Source organism: Bifidobacterium sp. LH_730, from assembly GCF_056355835.1.
This window is the reverse complement of the sequence record NZ_JBKETB010000001.1, coordinates 38792-55064: the sequence shown is the minus strand read 5'-3', so window position 1 is coordinate 55064 and position 16273 is coordinate 38792. Positions and strand designations below refer to the sequence as shown.

The following is a 16273-nucleotide window of genomic DNA, read 5'->3' as shown; positions in this document are numbered from 1 at the left end:
GCCATGGATACTCTGAAGACACTCACCCCCCCCCATTGCGTTTAGACATCTGAAAACCGGACTCGCCTCATTGACGACGATGCTGTTGCTGGCGGCGGGATTGAACGGCGCGGCAGCCTACGCGGCCACGCCCGAAACGTGCGGCGGAGTATCCGGCTTCTGCTACGCCGGATACTCGGCCAAAGGATTGAAGACCATCGCCGAGGACCTCAGTGTCAACGGCCAGGGCTCGCAGTATTACGATGCGATGAAGTCCGCGATGGACGCGGACACGAGGGGCACGCTCAAGGTCACGAGCACCGCTATCGCCGACAATAGCAAGCAAGTCGACATGCCCGTGCGATTGATCGGCATCCTCCACGACGACAAGGCCGATGGTACGGGGAAGGCGGGCCTGACGTTCCAGACCGTCAACAGCCTGCCAAAGGGTTACTGCATGAACGGCGTCATGCCGGACAATGGTTCCTCGATCCGATGCTACGGCTCGGACACGAACGCGGGCGGCTGGCGGGACAGCGGTCTTCGGAAGAACATGAACGGCGGCGAGATCTGGGAGAGCATGCCCGCCGACCTGAGGGACACGGTGGAGCCGGTCGTCAAGATGACCAACAACACCATCGGAGATTCGGAACGCTCCGTCGCCACTGGCACCATCGACAGGCTCTGGCTCGTCTCCTACCGCGAGTACGTGAAGACCATGTACGACGGATGGAAGGATTCCTCCGGCGCGCAGGCATGGAGCCAGGAGGGTTTCCAATACAGGTTCTACGACGGCCGCGTCATCAACAATTACAGCGGCAATGCCGTTATCGACAAGCTCTGGGCCGCCCCCTCCGGGAGGCAGCCCGCCGGATCCATCAACATGTTTGCGTGGGAGCGCTCGTCGGATCCGGGCGACTCCAACCGTTTCCTGCAAGTCAACTCCAACGGCGACCCCAGCAACCGCAACACTGCGGCCTACCGCCACAGAGTCGCGCCTGCCTTCTGCCTGTGATTCCTTTTATCGGGACGCATCTCCGCGTACCATCGGCGGCGGGCGTAATGGATGACGGAGGAGCATGCAGCGTGAGGACGTTGACGAAATTGGAGAGTCTGGCCTATAGGGAGCGGACGAACATCATCTGGAGCATCGCCAGACTCGTCGATCCTGCCATCGACTACCCGTCCGTATGGACCATCGCCGACACTAGGCGCGTGCCGCCCCGCATGCCCGTCGACCGGGCGATGAATGTGATCGAATCGATGCGCGCGTGGGACCGTATGATCGCGCTCAACGAACGTTCGTTGGACCAGGAGACGTTGGACGAGTACGCGTGGCTGCTTGACATGGACGACAGGCCTCGTCTCCCGGAGGATGCCGACGAATCGAGCCTTCTTTCCATGCTATGGTCTGTGGACAAACGTCTTGCCGTGGTCGCCATCAACCATCTGCTCCTGCATGCCAGAAATGGATTGTTCGATCCCGCCGCGGACATGCCCGACCCCGTTCACGTTCCGTGGGATGAGCTGGCGGAAGGATATGTGCTGACTGAGGACGACTACTGATCCGCCCATCCTGCGCGCATAGCCTCCGCCCATCCAAGGCAAGGAGGAGGCTGGATATGGTCACGGACAGCAGGGGCCGTTTGCATGAGCCGAAGGGCGTGCCGACGGGCGGTCGTTTCGCAAGCGGCAACTCCGGGAGCGGAGTGACGGATGATCTTCCCGCTCCCCCAGTCTTGGAGCCGAGCCTGTACGAGCGCACGTGCCGCCTGTCGCCTGGCGAGCGTTCCAGGGTGCTGCGGGGCATGGTCCGCGACTCGCAGAGGAACGGGCTTATCTCCGACCGGTTCAAGGTCAGGGTGAGCACGGGCCGGGGTCCGGATTGGCGCGCTTACGTGACGCTAACCGTGCCCAAGGGGGAACGCCGGTATGCTCCGAGCCGCCGCGAGGCGGACGAATGCCGTGCGCGCGAGGGCGAGCTCGCCTACCTGCATGCGGACGGCAGGGCGATGCGCGCGATGATCGAACGGTGCGGCGGGAGCGCGTCGCGCGAACAGATCGACATGATGGCGGCGGATATCAACAGGCGGCTCGAAGAGGATCCGGATTCGCTGAGCCGCGAGGACTACGAGTGTCTGGTCGAACGGCCGGACGTGCGCGCCGCGCGACGCGAATGCGAACGGATCGCAGGCCAGCTGACCCGGGACGACAGCGACCCCATGCACGACTACTTCGACATCGACGGGATCGTCACCGTGGATGTGGTCGAGGACGACGAAGCCGCCGCATAGCCGGACCGCCATGGACATGCTGAAAACACTCACCCCCCCCCATTGCGTTTAGGCATCTGAAGACCGGTCTCGCCGCCGTTGCGGCGATGCTGTTGCTGGCGTCGGGACTGGGCGTCCCGACGGCGCATGCCGCGACGCCCGAGACGTGCGGGAGCTCGGACCTCTGCTACGCCGGATACTCCGCCAAGGGATTGAAGACGATCGCCGAGGACCTCAGCGCGAACGGCGAGGAATCCCGGTACTACAAGACGATGATGACCGCAATGGACGCGGACACGAGGGGCACGCTCAAGGTCACGAGCACAGCCATCGCCGACAATGGCAAGCAGGTCGACATGCAGGTCCGCCTGATCGGCGTCCTCCACGACAACAAGGCGGACGGGACCGGCAAGGCGGGGCTCACGTTCCAGACGGTCAACGCGCTGCCGCGCTCGTACTGTTTCGCCGGCGTCATGCCCGACGCCGATCCCGGCTCATGCAAGGGTGGCAATATCTCCGGCGGATGGCGGGACAGCGCGTTGCGAGGGCTCATGGACTCGGGCGAGATCTGGGAGAGCATGCCCTCCGCCCTGCGGGACAATGTGGAGCCGGTCGTCAAGATGAGCGACAACGACCGCAGTTCCGGCGGCGCGGTGGCGACCGGCACCGTGGACCGCCTGTTCACGCTCTCCTACCGTGAACTGGTGGAGACCGTGTACGACGGTTGGGCAAGCACTCCGTTCATCGGGCAGGAGGGCACCCAGTACGGGTTTTACAAAGGCAGAGTGACCGACAACCATGGGGTGAATGAGATCCTCGATTCCTTGACCCAATCCCCCTCCGGCAAGGATTACGGCGATGGCTGGACCCGAAGCCTGCATCCGGCCGGCACCGGCAGGGTCATCCATGTGGGCAGCTTCGGCATCCAGGCCTGGATGGACATCACGCCCGAATATCGCTATGGCATCGCGCCCGCCTTCTGCCTCTGACCCCTCCCTGTCGCATAGATGCCTTCGATTTCTTTGACGGATCGAGGAGGAACGGAGAACCATGGTAACGGACAATAGGGGCAGGCTGCATGAGCCGAAGGGCATTCCCACGGGAGGCCGGTATGCGAGCGGTGGCAATGGGCATGGTGTGACGGACGACCTGCCCGTCGTCCCCGCATGGGATGGGAGTGACGGCGGCGCGGTGGCGGAGAGCCTGCGCAACCAGGTCCATGCTGTGACGGCGCGTTTCGCGGCCGCGCATCCGGAGCTTGGGGAGCGTGGCTTCAAGGCCGTGCGCGAGTTGGACGATTGGCTCAGGGATGCGGACATCGCATACGGCGACGAGGATTCCGACAATAGGATGCTGGTGAGCGTGTGCGGACAGGGCACGCCCATGATCGAGGACACGATCCGCGAATCGTTCGACGGCATCAACATCCACGTCAGGGACAAAGAGGCCCTGAAAGCCGCGCATCACGAGCGCGCCGTCGCATTGAACAAGGCGATGGCCGCGAACACCACGGACTGGGGCGTCATCGCAGGCCAATTGCGTCACGAGGACCCCACGGTACGTGCCGCCGCAGCAGGAAACCCAGCCATCCGCCCCGAGGACATGGACCATGCGAGCGCCGACCGCAACCCCATGGTGCGCGAGGCCGTCTACGGGAATCCGATACGCCGCGAACTGTACGCGCAGACCGTGGGAACAGTGGACACGCTGATCGACCGACCAGGGCGCATCCCCAAGGCGGACCTCAAGAATCTGGATGGCGAGACGGCGCATCTGATCGGCCTGGTCCGCAAGGCGCGGCGTGCGAGCCTGCGCGATCAACGGGAGTTGGAGGACGAGCTAATCGCGTGGGCGAAGGTGGAGCGCCCCCTGTCCGACTCTGAATTCGAGGCGATCTCGCACTGCACGCCCGCCTTGTACAGCCTTGCCAAACGCGAGGATCTGGACGGTGAGCGCGTGCGCACGCTCCTCTCCCATTCGAATCAGGAGCCGCCCATCGGCCGTTGGCTCGCCTCCGGCAAGAAGATGAGCGACAGCGGATGGCGGCAGGTCGCCGAGTCGGCCACGCCGGAGATGTCGGCGGACCTGGCCAAGAACCCGGACTATCCGCATGCTCAGCGGCTGGCCGAGGACTGGTGCGCGCAGGTCGAGAAAGCCAACGCGGGGAACAGCGTTGAGCCTCGCCCGTGGCGGCCGCGCACCGGGCAATTGCTCGCCCAACGCTCCGACATCGGAGGACGGACACTCGCACGCGTGCGCGAATGCAACAAGGTGTGGTCCGAATACGCGCGCCGCGAGAACGAACGCAACAAAATCATGGACCGGGAGGCCCGGACGCGCTTCCACCCGGACCCCGACTACGCGCCGCAATACATGTGAGACGGGCCGCATAGGAGGAACGCCATGAGCAACCTGAAAAACATCACCCCCCCCCCCATTGCGTTTTCTAGATTGAGAACCGGCCTCGCCGCCATCGCGACAATGCTGTTGCTGGCGACGGGGCTGGGCGTTCCGGCCGCGGGCGCGACCGAACCTGAGGAATGCGGGAGCTCGGACTTCTGCTACTCCGGATACTCCGCCCAGGGATTGAAGACCATAGCCAAGGACCTCAGCGTCAACGGCCGGAACTCGCGGTACTACGAGCAGATGAAAGCCGCGATGGACAAGGACACCCGCGGCATCCTCAAGGTCACGAGCGCCGCCATCGCAACCAAAGGACAGCAAGTCGACATGCCGGTCCGCCTGATCGGCATACTCCACGACGACAAGGCCGACGGAACCGGGAGGGCCGGACTCACGTTCCAGACCGTCAACAGCCTGCCGAGGGCATATTGCATGAACGGCGCCATGCCGGGCAACGACTCCACGGAGCGGTGCTCCGGCACAAACGTCAACGAAGGCGGCTGGCGTGACAGCGATCTTCGCGAAAACATGAACGGCGGCGAGGTCTGGGAGAGCATGCCCGCGGACCTGAGGGACGCGGTGGAGCCGGTCGTCAAGCTCACGAATAACACTGTCGGTGGATCAAGTCGTTCCGCGGCCACGGCCACAAACGACCGCCTGTGGCTGCAGAGCGGCGACGAATTCTCAAAGCCCTGGTCGGATCCATCCAATCCCTCCGTCGGCAAGGAGGGATTCCGTTACGAGGCATATGGCGACGAATCCTTTTCCGACATAACCTCTGGTTTCTGGCTGACCTCTTCCGGAGAGACGCCTGCCGGAGCGTATTCGCTGAACGCAGACGACGGCGCGTGGCTGCGATCCCCCGCCCGGAACTACTCCTTTCATTTTTCAAGGATCTCCTCATGGGGATGGACGACCGACGACAACGCGCTCTGGCGGCACGGGGTTGCTCCGGCTTTCTGCCTCTGATCCGCGCATAGCCTTCGTCTCATCGAGATGAAGGAGCCAGGATCATGGTCGTGGACAGCAAAGGCAGGTTGCATGAGCCGCAGGGCATTCCGACGGGAGGCCGGTATGCCAGCGGTTCGTCCGGCCATGGGATGACGGACGACCTGCCCGCTCCCCCGGGTTCCGGCCGGGACATCAACGAATCGTTCCGGTCGATTCCAATCCGCGCATTCCAGGACACGCGCGCCTGGGTGCATGTGGAGCGTTCTGACGGCAGTGTGTGCGACGGCGAGGTGAGCGCATTCCGTCTGGAGGACGGAAGCATGGTCATGCTGGACGGGAACGGGCGTCCCGTCATGACCGGCGGTGACGACGGGCACAATCAGCCGGCGGATGATGTGACCCGCCTGCGACTGACCAGCCAGGCGGAGAAATACCATATCCTCGACAAGGCCGACCGGACGGCCGGAGGCATGTCGGATGCGACGAAACGCCTCCTGTCGCGCACGAAAGACCCGCAGGTCATCCAAGAGGCTTTGGATAAACACGACATGCACGCGGACTGGTGCCTGTCCTCCAATCCGAACCTCGACCCGGGGCAGGTCGCGGGTCTCATCGACCGGTATCCGGAGTGCAGCGGGGAGCGGGCGCACATGATCGCCGGCGCCTGCCTCAACCCGCTGACCATGAGCGACGACCGTTTGCGCGGCATCATGTTCGACCACACCCTGCGCTCCAAGGAGTATCCGGCGGAACGCCGCAGCGTGTTCGCGGGCAATCTCGCCCGCAATCCCATGGCCGACGACCGGACGCTCGATTATCTGAACGGCATGTGCCGCGCCTACGGGGTGAAAAGGGCCATCGCCCGCAATCCGAACGCCAGCGACGCCACGCTGGCCGCGACCGTCCGCTCCTGCAAGGACGAGAACACGAAACAGGCGGCGTTGAGGAACCCGAACTGCGGGCCGGACACCATCCGCGCAGTCATGGACGCCACCACCGACCCGCAGACCAAACGCGACGCGGTGAGGCACGAACGATGCCCGGGCGATGTGGCCGACAGGGCCGCCGGAAGCGACGATGGGTACCTCGTCGAGGCGGCCGCCCACAACCCGAATCTGAGCCCAACCGGCGTCGACGCGATCCTTAAGAAGTCCGAACACAACGACAACGTGCGCCGGGCAGCCGCCCCCAACCCGCGCATCGACACTGAAACGCTCGCCAAGTGGATCGACAGAGACGATTCGATGACCGACATCGGCGTCGCCCACAATCCCAACGCGACCCCGGCGATGCTCGCCCGACTCGTCGCCCGGCACCAGGACCGGGCCGGCAAAGGGAGCCTCGACAGCGCGAACATCTGCAGGGACATCGCCTCCAACGAAACCGCCGGCCTCGAGACCCGGCGCAAGGCAGCGAAGGCGGCTGGCCTCGACTGGGAGGACGTCAGGAACAGCACGGCGACGGGGATCGCGAACCCGCGCCGATACTGGGCCGAACGAAGCGTCGAGGCTTAGGATGAGCCCGTCCGACCCGCGGCTGACGGGCGAGGAGTGCCTTGCGTTGGCACAGGACGGGGACGAGCCGGTCATCCTCGCATTGCTCGCCAACCCCGCGAGCCCACCCCACCTCCTCACTGATTTGGCGCGGCGCATGAGCGCGGCTCGGGAGCGGGCCCTCGCCTCGAACCCGCGCATCCCCTTCATGTTGGCGCGCATGCTCGCCGAACAATCCCACGACGCGGGGACGCTGCGCATCCTCGCCGCCAACCGGGGCGCGGACCCAAGGATCCGCGGACACGCGCAGCGGCATCTCACGCTCCTCGGACCCGCATAGCCCACGGGCATCCCATTCCCGGACAAAAAACGGAGGAGACCATCATGACGGTTGACGCGCAGGGCAGGATGCACGAGCCGAAGGGCATCCCCACGGGCGGCCGATACGCGGCCGGAAGCACGGGGCACGGAGTCGTGGACGATCTTCCCGGCATGCCCGACGTAGAAGGGCGGGTCGGAATCGAATGCGAGGAATGGCTGAACCAGCCGCATGAGGATGATGCGCGCCAATACTGGCGGGAGGGCGTCGGCGTCTGCGACGGCGCGCGCATGCGCGAGGACTTCGCCGACGAAGTGACGGAATGGCCCGGAAACCATTTCGACGACCCCACCGGGATCGACCAAGAAAAACTGGACGGACGATACTCCGATTGGCTTGCTGAACACAAGCATCGGGGCGACGTCACGCCCCTCGACCCGGTGGAGGAGCATCGGCCATGGCCCGTGCGGAACGAAAAGGCGCGGGCGCTTGCGGACCATGCGTGGAGGCGGCTCGAGGACGGCCTCTACGACCCGTACACGAGCGTGGACGACCAACGCTTCCGCCAGCGGCTGGGGGAAGACCACGACGTGTCGGCCGCGTTCGCGAACAAATGCGCCGAAGCCCTCCACATCACCCGCCTGTCCGGCAACGCGCTGGACCTCGCGATGGCGCGGGCCCGGACGGTCCGGGAGCATGGCGGCGATCCCGCGAAGGCCATGCGGAGCATGTTCGCCGCGTACGCGAGGACCTGGAATGGACCATCCGTCGCATAGAAGCCTCTGGAACGCGAAAGACGAAAGGAGACCATCATGACGGTCGATGCGCAGGGCAGGATACACGAGCCGAAGGGCATCCCCACGGGCGGCCAATATGCGAGCGGAGGCACGGGGCACGGGGTCGTGGACGACCTGCCCGACATGCCCTCCCCCATGGGCGAAAGCGAACAGGCGAAGCGGGCGTGCGACGAATGGCTGTCCCGCGGATTCCCCGACGACGACCACCTGTACCGGACGGAGTCCAACGAGGTCAAGAGCGGCCGGCATCTACGCGAGATGTTCGCCCGCCAGGTGGAGGCGGATCCCGACGCGTACCGCGGCGGCGACGGCGGACTGGACCAGGCCACGATGGACGACGAATACGGCACATGGTTCTACGAGAACGTGCAGAGCCCCGCGGACGCCGCGCGGGAGGATGCCCGCAACCCGTGGAACGTGGACGACCCGGAGGCCCAGGAGCGGGCCGACCGGCTCTTCCGCAGGATGGACGACGGCGCCTATTATCCGGAGGAAGACTGGGACGAGCTCGACGGCCGCCTCTCCGACCTGGGGTGGGGGCGTTCCGACGACGAGCGGCCGTTCCAAGCGTATGCGAACGCGTGCGCCAAGGGCTTCCACCTCGACCGGTTGCCGCAGCCCGCGTTGGACCGCGTGTACGCGGAGGCGCGCAAGGGACTCGACGCGGAATGGGATCACGAAGGCTCCCCCGCCCAAATGGTCTACGACAGGTTCGCCGACTACGCGGAGTTCTGGAACATGGCGAACGGGCGCGGACCGGACCAGCCGGAGGGCGGCGCCGGCCCGGTGGAATCGCGCGCCCCCTGGACCGTGGACGATGCGGGGATGCAGGAGGCCGCGGACCGCGCGTTCGAACAGGTGGACGATGGCGTCTACGAGCCCTACGGGGACGGGGACGACTTCTCCTACCGGATGCAACGGCAGTTCCAGTCGCGCTCCGCCAGTCCGATGCCATTCCGCGCCTACGGGAACGCGTGCGCCAAGGGCTTCCACCTCGACCGGCTCCCCCAGCCCGCGTTGGACCGCGTGTTCGCGAAGGCGCAGGAAGCGGCGCGGGACGGGGACAGGGCCGACGTCCTGGAGGCGTACGACGTGTTCGCCGACTACGCGGAGTTCTGGAACCTGGCGAACGGACGCGAAGCGGATCAGACGAAGTAGAGGAACGGTTTCAGGAGGCGTCGGCCGGCTTGTCCGCGAGTTCGGCGGGCGCCTCTATGTCGAACGGGATTTTGTTCTGGACGACGAGCTGGCGCATCGCCATGTTGCAGTATTGGCTGAGGCCGAAGCCCATGGCCTTGAGTCGTTTCTTCGCTTCGTCGCGTAGCTCGGGGTCGACGCTGATGGTCGTGATCTTCGCCGTTCTGGGCATGGACAAACCACCTCTACTAAACGATTAAGTCAAGCCGCATAGGGGCCTTTCGGAAAACATATGCGTCCACCGAAAGGACCCCGGCATGAACCGTCGAAAACAACGCCGCCAACCCAAGGGCACGCCCGCCGGAGGCCGATGGGCAAACGAAGGCGGCGGACACGGAGACATCAGCGACTTGCCGCCCATTCCCTCCACGGCGACGGATCTGGACGAACCCTTCTCTGGATCCGGATACGGGCCTTACAGGATCGACTCCACACGGATACGCGGATGGTACGAGAAACTTGCCGACCAAGACCAAATCAAAGTCCGCGAGGCGATGAGGCAACTGTCCCAATCAGGCCCGCATACGGGAGCCCCGTATGTCAAGCTCATCAATCATGCGAGACACCACAACCTCAAGGAATTGCGCCCAAGACCGGGAAGCATGAGGATATTGTTCTATTTCGATCCGGTCAGCAACGCCTATATGTTGGTAGCAGGAGACAAACGAGGACAATGGGACGCATGGTATCAAAAGAACATACCGGTCGCGGACAGAATCATCGACGAAAGGAGCCTGCGATGACATCCAAGGAAGAGCGATTCCATGAATCCTCCATGCATTGGCTCGAAGGGTTCAAAGCCATCAAGCGCGTGCGCGAGGCCAAGGGCTGGACCCTCGCCGAAGTCGCCAAGGAAAACGGTTTCTCCGTGGAAGAGCTTCAATACATCGAAAACGGCGAGATCGACTTGTTCACCGTCGACACGTTCGCCATGTACGTCAGGGCCCTCGGCGGTCACGTCGGATACGGATACGAGCTCGAAGGCGAGAAATACCCGTTCACACCGGAGATCTGAACATCCCCTTCTCCTTCGCATAGTCTCCTTCCGTTCCACTGGAATGGAAGGAGACTTCATATGGTGACGGACGCGCAGGGCCGTTTGCACGAGCCGAAGGGCATTCCCACGGGCGGCCAGTACGCGGCCGGAAGCACGGGGCATGGGGTGACGGACGACCTGCCCGCCATGCCCGCGGATCTCGACGAGGCGTCCAGAGTGGAGGCCGCGTGCAACGACTGGCTCGCCCGCCCCCACGGGGACGATTCCCGGATGTGGCGGATGGAGGACGGCGAGGTCCGGGACGGCCATTGGCTGCGCGAGATGTTCGCCGGCCAGGTCGAGGACGATCCCGACGCGTACTGCGACGACCCCGGGGAACTCGACCAGCGTCGTTTGGACGACGAATACCGGGTGTGGCTGCGCGAACACGAATACCATGACATGATCGAAGCCGCGGACCCCGTGGCGGAGGGCATGGGCGACCACGGGATGCAGCGCGGGTTGCGCCTCATGATGGGAGGCCGGGCCGACGACCTGCGGAGCGTGGACTTCGACCTGCCCGACGGGACCACGCTCCGTGGATGGGCGTTGGACGGCGGGCGCGTCGACCGGGACCGGCTGCCGGCTGGCTGGCACGCGTATTCGGTCACCGAGGACGAGACCGACGAACCGGACCCCGCGTGGGGCGGCGCCCCGCAGGACGCGCCCTATAGGACCGTGATGGGCATCAGGGAGCGTGCGCTCGTCAACCACCGGATGGACATCCTCACCACCCGCAGCCTCGACCTCGGCCAGGCGGACGTGTTCGTCGACGGCGACGAATGGGGGTTCGGCGACGACAGGCTCGCCTCCACGGACCCCTACGACGTGGGCCGCCCGGCGCAGGAGCGGGCGGACGATGCGCTCCGCCAACTGGAGCGGGACGACGACGAGCGGGCCGCCGACCGGGTGATGGCGGACTACGGGCAGGGCAGGGACGCGTTCTCCAACGCGTGCATCCGTTCCACGGGACTGGACGACCTTCCCATGGAAACGATCGATTTGATGCGGGAGCGGGCGGACCGGAACGCATATCTCGCCGAGCGCGCCGACAATGCGAGCCCCGCCCACGCCTACCATGACACATTCAAGGCGTTCGCGGACTTCCGCAGGGCGTTGGGGAAGTGAGTTCAGGAGGCGTCCGCGGGTTCGGCGGGCGCCTCCATGAGGAAGGGCACGCGCCGCTGGACGACGAGCTGGCGGAGGGCCATGTCGATGTACTGACTGAGACCCAGGTTCAGCGATTCGAGCATGGGGCGGCTTTGCTCCCGCAGGTCCGGGTCGATGCTGATCGAGGTGACGACCGTGTGGCGGCTCATTCCAAGACTCCAATCCGTAGCGAAGCAGTCAACAAAAGTCTCCGCATAAAGGCCTTTCGCAAAACATATGCGTCCAGCGAAAGGACCACAGACGTGAGCCGACGAAACCAACGCCGCCAGCCCATAGGCATTCCGACGGGAGGACAATGGGCCGACCAGGGCGGCAGACACGGAGACGTCAGCGACCTACCGCCGATACCGGGTACTCCGGTCGATCTCGACGAGCCCTTCTCCGGACCCGGATACGGCCCTTATCGAATCGACTCCACTCGAATATGCAAATGGCATGAGGGGCTTTCCGAGTCCGATCAGACCAAGGTCCGCGAAGCCATGAAGCATCTTTCCCAATTGGGGCCGGCGTTGAGACGGCCCGTCGTGGGAAAAATCGTCGGCTCCCGTCATTCGAACATGAAGGAGCTTCGACCTCTATCATCGTTCATCCGGATACTATTCCTATTCGATCCAGAATCCAAGGCCGTCATGCTGGTGGCCGGAGACAAGCGGGACGCATGGAACAAATGGTATGACAGAAACATTCCGATCGCGGACGACCTTGCGGACGAAATCTACCAGGTTTAGTGAGAGTGCTCCCGCCTCTTTAGGCGGGAGGTGAATCGCGTCTGGCTTTTTCCGGGGGGATGGCGTGCGGACGCATGGGTGTCGTCGGGTAATCGTTTGCCCGCCGGATCGCGGAGGTGACGGGAGGGATGCCGTTGGACAGGTCGGCTTTGTGGGTGCGTAGCCAGAGGATCAAGTCTTCGCGGCGCAGGACGCGCGAACGGCGCAAGAGTCAGGAGTGCCGGACGTTCACGGTGAAGGTCGACTACCGCAAGCTCACGGCCGCGCAGAAAGAGGCTTTGAACGGCCTGTTCCGCGACGCCAGGCACCTGTACAACGACGTGGTGTCGGCGGAGAGCGTCAAGGGCTACGCGATCCCGTCGACGGTGACGGTCACGCTGCCGGACGGGACGCGGGAGGAGCGGAGACTCGACCATATCGGCGTCCAGACGAAGCAGGGCATCGTCCAACGGGCGAAGGACAACGTCAAGGGCCTCGCCGGCTTGAAGAGAACCGGCCGGAAGGTCGGCGCGTTGAGGCCGGTGAAAAGCGTGGACAGCATCCCGTTGAAGCAGTTCGGCAAGACCTACGCCATCCATGGCAACTACATCCGGGTCGAGAGGATCCCCGGGTGGATGCACGCCACCGGCATGAGGCAGATCGCAGAGGGTTGGGAGCCAGCCAACGCGAAACTCCTGCGCAAAGCCAGCGGCTATTATCTTGCCGTCACCTGCCATAGGGACAAGACCGGCTCCGCCGAGATCCGCGAGCCGGAGATTCCTCTTGGAGGCATGGACGCGGGCATGAAGACGGACCTGACCGAATCAGACGGCACCGAGACCAACCGGCGCTATCCCGACACCGGCAAGGCCCGGTATTGGGCTCGTCGCATGGGCAGACGGACCAAGGAATCGAAGGGTTGGAGGGAGGCGAACCGCCAGTACCGCAGAGAACAGGAGCGTCTCCGGGCCCAGAGGACATGCGCGGCCCGCGAGGAACACCGGCGTCTCGTCGCGGGCCCGACACCGAAGTACGGGACCCTCGTCGTGCAGGACGAGCGGATAGCCTGCTGGAACAAACGGTATGGCGGGGCGAAGCTGCATGGCGGCATCCTCGGCCGCCTGTACGCCATGCTCAAGACCGACCCGCATGTCATCGTCCTGGACAGATGGCAGCCGACCACCGCATGGTGCCGCCTGTGCGGAAGGCGCACACCCACCCCTCCCTCCGAGAGGATATGGCGTTGTGCATACTGCGGCGCCACGGAGGAACGAGACCTCCACTCAGCGCTCAACATGATCGCTCTGAAGGACAGGCCGTTGGGCCACGGGGACCTGCGCAAACCCAGGGACGCTCCCATCGGACCCCACTGCGCCTGCAGGGCCTTCTAACCCACGCACATCCCGACAACGCCAAGCCAACGACCGGCATCACAGGATGACCCCGTGAACGGGGTCGCGGTAGCATCGCCAGCCACGATCCGCCCACACATAAGACCAAAGGAATCCAACGAGACTCCCGGCAATGGGGCGAAACCCGCGAAGCCGCCACCTCTCCGAGGTGGCGTGTAGTTCACGGAAAGGATAAACGGCATGGATGAGAACGAATACCATAAGGCGACGCAGCATTGGCTGGCTGGAATCGAAGCCATCCGCAAGGCCCGCGAGGCCAAAGGATGGACCATCGTGGAAGCCTCGAAACAAACACGCTTCCCCGTCGAAATGGTCCGACTCATCGAGGATGGAATGATGGATGAGGTTCCGATCGACGTCTTCGTCGTCTACGTGCGGGCCCTAGGCGGCCGCGTCGACTACGGCTACACGCTGGACGGAGTCCGCTATCCCTTCGCAGTGGAAGAATGATCGACAAAAGAGGAGCCTGCGATGTGGCATCCGAAGAAGAGCGATTCCATGGGTCCTCCACGTATTGGTTCGACGGCTTCAAGGCGTTGAAGGCGTCGCGCGAGGCCAAAGCTGGGACATCCCCGAATGATGGAGGAGACCGGCCTGTCCGAGCAGGCGGTCCTCGACATCGAGGGCGGGGAAATAGACTCCATTGCCATCGACGGCCTGGCCATGTATGTGACGGCCCTCGGAGGCCATATGGGATACGGGTATGAGATCGACGGCGAGGTCTACCCGTTCACTCCCGAGGTGTGACGGCCTTTCCCTTCTTCGCATAGCCTCCTCCCGTTCCACTGGATTGGGAGGAGGCTTCGTCATGGTGAGGGACGCGCGCGGCCGCTTGCATGAGCCGAAGGGCATTCCGACCGGCGGCCAATATGCGAGCGGCGGCAACGGGCATGGGGTGACGGACGACCTGCCTCCCCTGCCCGGCATGGAGGAACCAGCCGCTCCCCCGGAGCCACGCGAGAGGATCGTCACCCTGCTGGCCGACCGGCTTCCCCTGCGCGAGGACCGCAAGGGGAAGGTGCCCGCGGTCGGTCCGGACGAGGACAGCGTGCGCATCCAGTCGAAGCTCGCGAAATACCTGAACGACAACTTCGAGGGCGACCGCGACCAAGCCAACAAGCAGGCCATCGAAAACCTGTGGGGCGAAGCCCATGTGCTCGACGACGCCTGCGATTTCGGCGTGAACCCGCGATTGACGGGCGAAGCGCGGGAGAAGAGCGTCAATGCCTGCCGTTCCTTGGTCGACATGGAGACGGCGCTTCTCAAGGAACGCACCAACTCCGAGGTCCGCACCTACTGGGACGGCACCCGCGTCGTGTTCGTCACCGACGCGAGGAAGGCGGGCGTGACCAACAAGCCCACGGCCTCGTTCACCCGGAACGGCCTGAAGGTGCGCGTCGTCGACTTCGGCGACCTGCAGGCCTGCGACCAGGTCATCGACCGCATGGGATTGATGGATCCGGATGTGCGCCGCCGCGCCATCATCGGACTGCTGGACAACGACAGAAGGAACCTCCTCGTCGCCAACCTGTCACGCCCGGCCGGCCTCGCGAACGCGCACATGTACGCGGCCAGCGGCGTCTGGGACCGCATGTGCGCGCGGGCCGGCGTGGAGAACGAACCATACTCGATGCCCGGCGGGGAAGGCGACTTCGAGGCGCACGCGCCCGCATTGGAGGAGTACCTGGAGCATACGAAGGCGAACCTCGAGCAGATCGGCTGCATCAAGGACGCGAAGCAGGCGGGCGGCCATCTCGCCGACGTGCGCAGTCGTGACCTGCCCGAACAGTACAGGACGACGGTGCTCGCCATGCTCCGCGACGAGACCGACAGCGAGCGCAACAAGGCGTTCGCCAAGCGCGCCAGGACGGCGCACAGCGCGACCGTGGAGGAGGATAAGAGGAACCGGGATCCGGAGCATGACCGTGCGGGCCGTGAGAGCGAGTTCGCGAAGGATTTCGATCGGATCGAGGTGGATGACAGCGTCGACCTCGGCAAGTTCAGGCGATTGGGGGCCGAATACGCGCGGTACAAGAGCCTGATGCCCAGGGAAAAGGTGCGCGCCACCTTGCGTTTCCGCATGACCGGGCGGCACCGGGCTACCGGCGTGTATTCGACCGACGCGCACGGGTTGCACAACATCGCCGTCGACCCCAGGCACCCCTCGTCGTTCACCCATGAATACTTCCACCACCTCGACTTCACCAACGATCCGAAGGGCAGGCAGGTGAGCATGGACCCGGATTTCCGGCGGATCGTCGACCACTACCAGGCGACGGTGGACCGTAGCCGGATCAGCGGGGATCCGGACCGGTATCTGGCTCCGACGGAGATCTTCGCGAGGGCGGGCGAACTGTGGATGAGCGAACGCGCGAAAGGCTCCCAAAGTAGTTTCCTGGACACGCCCGACGCGTACGCCGGGCAGTTCGACTACCAGCCATTGAATGACATGAAGGACGAGGTCATGGCGTTCATGGACCGCCATTTCGCATAGTCCCGGCCAGATGCCAGAACAACGGAACCGAAGGAGAGGATC

The 16273-nt window shown here is 64.5% G+C and carries 20 protein-coding genes; 18 read left to right on the top strand and 2 right to left on the bottom strand.

From position 1 onward, the window contains the following. Positions 1–79 precede the first annotated feature (79 nt). The 10 genes from AC1AUD_RS00220 to AC1AUD_RS00175 all read left to right on the top strand — a co-directional run bounded on the left by AC1AUD_RS00220 (position 80) and on the right by AC1AUD_RS00175 (position 9373). Positions 80–994, top strand: a complete 915-nt coding sequence (locus tag AC1AUD_RS00220) for a DUF6273 domain-containing protein (RefSeq protein ID WP_476571739.1) — start codon at positions 80–82, stop codon at positions 992–994. Positions 995–1065: 71 nt separating this feature from the next. Continuing rightward, positions 1066–1545, top strand: a complete 480-nt coding sequence (locus tag AC1AUD_RS00215) for a hypothetical protein (RefSeq protein ID WP_476570966.1) — start codon at positions 1066–1068, stop codon at positions 1543–1545. Between the two features lie 56 nt (positions 1546–1601). Beyond that, positions 1602–2273 (top strand): hypothetical protein, encoded by a 672-nt coding sequence (locus tag AC1AUD_RS00210; protein ID WP_476570964.1) that lies wholly within the window; start codon positions 1602–1604, stop codon positions 2271–2273. A gap of 86 nt (positions 2274–2359) precedes the next feature. Beyond that, positions 2360–3241, top strand: a complete 882-nt coding sequence (locus AC1AUD_RS00205; protein WP_476570962.1) for a DUF6273 domain-containing protein — start codon at positions 2360–2362, stop codon at positions 3239–3241. A 61-nt stretch (positions 3242–3302) separates the two neighbouring features. After that, complete coding sequence (locus AC1AUD_RS00200) at positions 3303–4631, top strand: hypothetical protein (RefSeq protein ID WP_476570959.1); 1329 nt, start codon at positions 3303–3305, stop codon at positions 4629–4631. 102 nt (positions 4632–4733) lie between these two features. Then, positions 4734–5624 (top strand): DUF6273 domain-containing protein, encoded by an 891-nt coding sequence (locus tag AC1AUD_RS00195; RefSeq protein ID WP_476570958.1) that lies wholly within the window; start codon positions 4734–4736, stop codon positions 5622–5624. A gap of 44 nt (positions 5625–5668) precedes the next feature. Continuing rightward, positions 5669–7120 carry a hypothetical protein gene (locus AC1AUD_RS00190; protein ID WP_476570957.1) on the top strand — a complete coding sequence of 484 codons (1452 nt, stop codon included), beginning with the start codon at positions 5669–5671 and terminating at the stop codon, positions 7118–7120. Between the two features lies 1 nt (position 7121). Beyond that, entirely contained in the window at positions 7122–7439 is a 318-nt protein-coding gene (locus tag AC1AUD_RS00185) for a hypothetical protein (RefSeq protein ID WP_476570956.1), read from the top strand. 44 nt (positions 7440–7483) lie between these two features. After that, positions 7484–8194 (top strand): hypothetical protein, encoded by a 711-nt coding sequence (locus AC1AUD_RS00180; RefSeq protein ID WP_476570955.1) that lies wholly within the window; start codon positions 7484–7486, stop codon positions 8192–8194. 36 nt (positions 8195–8230) lie between these two features. Then, positions 8231–9373 (top strand): hypothetical protein, encoded by a 1143-nt coding sequence (locus AC1AUD_RS00175; protein ID WP_476570954.1) that lies wholly within the window; start codon positions 8231–8233, stop codon positions 9371–9373. 10 nt (positions 9374–9383) lie between these two features. Here the strand turns inward: AC1AUD_RS00175 and AC1AUD_RS00170 are convergent, their stop codons facing one another. Beyond that, complete coding sequence (locus tag AC1AUD_RS00170; RefSeq protein WP_476570953.1) at positions 9384–9584, bottom strand: type II toxin-antitoxin system RelB/DinJ family antitoxin; 201 nt, start codon at positions 9582–9584, stop codon at positions 9384–9386. Between the two features lie 85 nt (positions 9585–9669). Between AC1AUD_RS00170 and AC1AUD_RS00165 the strand changes: the two genes are divergently transcribed. Genes AC1AUD_RS00165 through AC1AUD_RS00155 form a run of 3 tightly spaced genes read left to right on the top strand, consistent with a single transcriptional unit; the run spans position 9670 to position 11576 of the window. Further along, positions 9670–10155, top strand: coding sequence for a type II toxin-antitoxin system RelE/ParE family toxin (locus AC1AUD_RS00165; RefSeq protein WP_476570951.1), 486 nt, complete (start codon positions 9670–9672; stop codon positions 10153–10155). After that, complete coding sequence (locus AC1AUD_RS00160; RefSeq protein WP_476570949.1) at positions 10152–10427, top strand: helix-turn-helix domain-containing protein; 276 nt, start codon at positions 10152–10154, stop codon at positions 10425–10427. Before AC1AUD_RS00165 ends, AC1AUD_RS00160 begins: the two co-directional genes overlap by 4 nt. Before the next feature lie 60 nt (positions 10428–10487). Beyond that, positions 10488–11576, top strand: a complete 1089-nt coding sequence (locus AC1AUD_RS00155) for a hypothetical protein (RefSeq protein WP_476570947.1) — start codon at positions 10488–10490, stop codon at positions 11574–11576. Positions 11577–11578: 2 nt separating this feature from the next. Here the strand turns inward: AC1AUD_RS00155 and AC1AUD_RS00150 are convergent, their stop codons facing one another. Continuing rightward, a complete protein-coding gene (locus AC1AUD_RS00150) occupies positions 11579–11767 on the bottom strand; it encodes a hypothetical protein (RefSeq protein ID WP_476570945.1) in 189 nt (62 codons plus the stop codon). Between the two features lie 93 nt (positions 11768–11860). On the opposite strand from AC1AUD_RS00150, the gene AC1AUD_RS00145 reads away from it, so the two are divergent. The 5 genes from AC1AUD_RS00145 to AC1AUD_RS00125 all read left to right on the top strand — a co-directional run bounded on the left by AC1AUD_RS00145 (position 11861) and on the right by AC1AUD_RS00125 (position 16231). Then, a complete protein-coding gene (locus tag AC1AUD_RS00145) occupies positions 11861–12346 on the top strand; it encodes a type II toxin-antitoxin system RelE/ParE family toxin (RefSeq protein WP_476570943.1) in 486 nt (161 codons plus the stop codon). A gap of 128 nt (positions 12347–12474) precedes the next feature. Next, positions 12475–13716, top strand: coding sequence for a zinc ribbon domain-containing protein (locus tag AC1AUD_RS00140; RefSeq protein WP_476570941.1), 1242 nt, complete (start codon positions 12475–12477; stop codon positions 13714–13716). Between the two features lie 201 nt (positions 13717–13917). Continuing rightward, complete coding sequence (locus AC1AUD_RS00135; protein WP_476570939.1) at positions 13918–14187, top strand: helix-turn-helix domain-containing protein; 270 nt, start codon at positions 13918–13920, stop codon at positions 14185–14187. A 126-nt stretch (positions 14188–14313) separates the two neighbouring features. Further along, a complete protein-coding gene (locus AC1AUD_RS00130) occupies positions 14314–14484 on the top strand; it encodes a hypothetical protein (protein WP_476570937.1) in 171 nt (56 codons plus the stop codon). Positions 14485–14545: 61 nt separating this feature from the next. Then, the gene (locus AC1AUD_RS00125) at positions 14546–16231 is read left to right on the top strand and encodes a hypothetical protein (protein WP_476570935.1); all 1686 of its coding nucleotides are present in this window, start codon (positions 14546–14548) and stop codon (positions 16229–16231) included. Positions 16232–16273: the final 42 nt, after the last annotated feature.

Excerpts from the sequence above, each read along its gene's own strand:
- AC1AUD_RS00220 (WP_476571739.1), top strand. The coding sequence starts at position 80 with ATGCTGTTGCTGGCGGCGGGATTGAACGGCGCGGCAGCCTACGCGGCC.
- AC1AUD_RS00210 (WP_476570964.1), top strand. The coding sequence starts at position 1,602 with ATGGTCACGGACAGCAGGGGCCGTTTGCATGAGCCGAAGGGCGTGCCG.
- AC1AUD_RS00205 (WP_476570962.1), top strand. The coding sequence starts at position 2,360 with ATGCTGTTGCTGGCGTCGGGACTGGGCGTCCCGACGGCGCATGCCGCG.
- AC1AUD_RS00200 (WP_476570959.1), top strand. The coding sequence starts at position 3,303 with ATGGTAACGGACAATAGGGGCAGGCTGCATGAGCCGAAGGGCATTCCC.
- AC1AUD_RS00195 (WP_476570958.1), top strand. The coding sequence starts at position 4,734 with ATGCTGTTGCTGGCGACGGGGCTGGGCGTTCCGGCCGCGGGCGCGACC.
- AC1AUD_RS00190 (WP_476570957.1), top strand. The coding sequence starts at position 5,669 with ATGGTCGTGGACAGCAAAGGCAGGTTGCATGAGCCGCAGGGCATTCCG.
- AC1AUD_RS00185 (WP_476570956.1), top strand. The coding sequence starts at position 7,122 with ATGAGCCCGTCCGACCCGCGGCTGACGGGCGAGGAGTGCCTTGCGTTG.
- AC1AUD_RS00180 (WP_476570955.1), top strand. The coding sequence starts at position 7,484 with ATGACGGTTGACGCGCAGGGCAGGATGCACGAGCCGAAGGGCATCCCC.
- AC1AUD_RS00175 (WP_476570954.1), top strand. The coding sequence starts at position 8,231 with ATGACGGTCGATGCGCAGGGCAGGATACACGAGCCGAAGGGCATCCCC.
- AC1AUD_RS00170 (WP_476570953.1), bottom strand. The coding sequence starts at position 9,584 with ATGCCCAGAACGGCGAAGATCACGACCATCAGCGTCGACCCCGAGCTA.
- AC1AUD_RS00165 (WP_476570951.1), top strand. The coding sequence starts at position 9,670 with ATGAACCGTCGAAAACAACGCCGCCAACCCAAGGGCACGCCCGCCGGA.
- AC1AUD_RS00160 (WP_476570949.1), top strand. The coding sequence starts at position 10,152 with ATGACATCCAAGGAAGAGCGATTCCATGAATCCTCCATGCATTGGCTC.
- AC1AUD_RS00155 (WP_476570947.1), top strand. The coding sequence starts at position 10,488 with ATGGTGACGGACGCGCAGGGCCGTTTGCACGAGCCGAAGGGCATTCCC.
- AC1AUD_RS00150 (WP_476570945.1), bottom strand. The coding sequence starts at position 11,767 with ATGAGCCGCCACACGGTCGTCACCTCGATCAGCATCGACCCGGACCTG.
- AC1AUD_RS00140 (WP_476570941.1), top strand. The coding sequence starts at position 12,475 with ATGCCGTTGGACAGGTCGGCTTTGTGGGTGCGTAGCCAGAGGATCAAG.
- AC1AUD_RS00135 (WP_476570939.1), top strand. The coding sequence starts at position 13,918 with ATGGATGAGAACGAATACCATAAGGCGACGCAGCATTGGCTGGCTGGA.
- AC1AUD_RS00130 (WP_476570937.1), top strand. The coding sequence starts at position 14,314 with ATGATGGAGGAGACCGGCCTGTCCGAGCAGGCGGTCCTCGACATCGAG.
- AC1AUD_RS00125 (WP_476570935.1), top strand. The coding sequence starts at position 14,546 with ATGGTGAGGGACGCGCGCGGCCGCTTGCATGAGCCGAAGGGCATTCCG.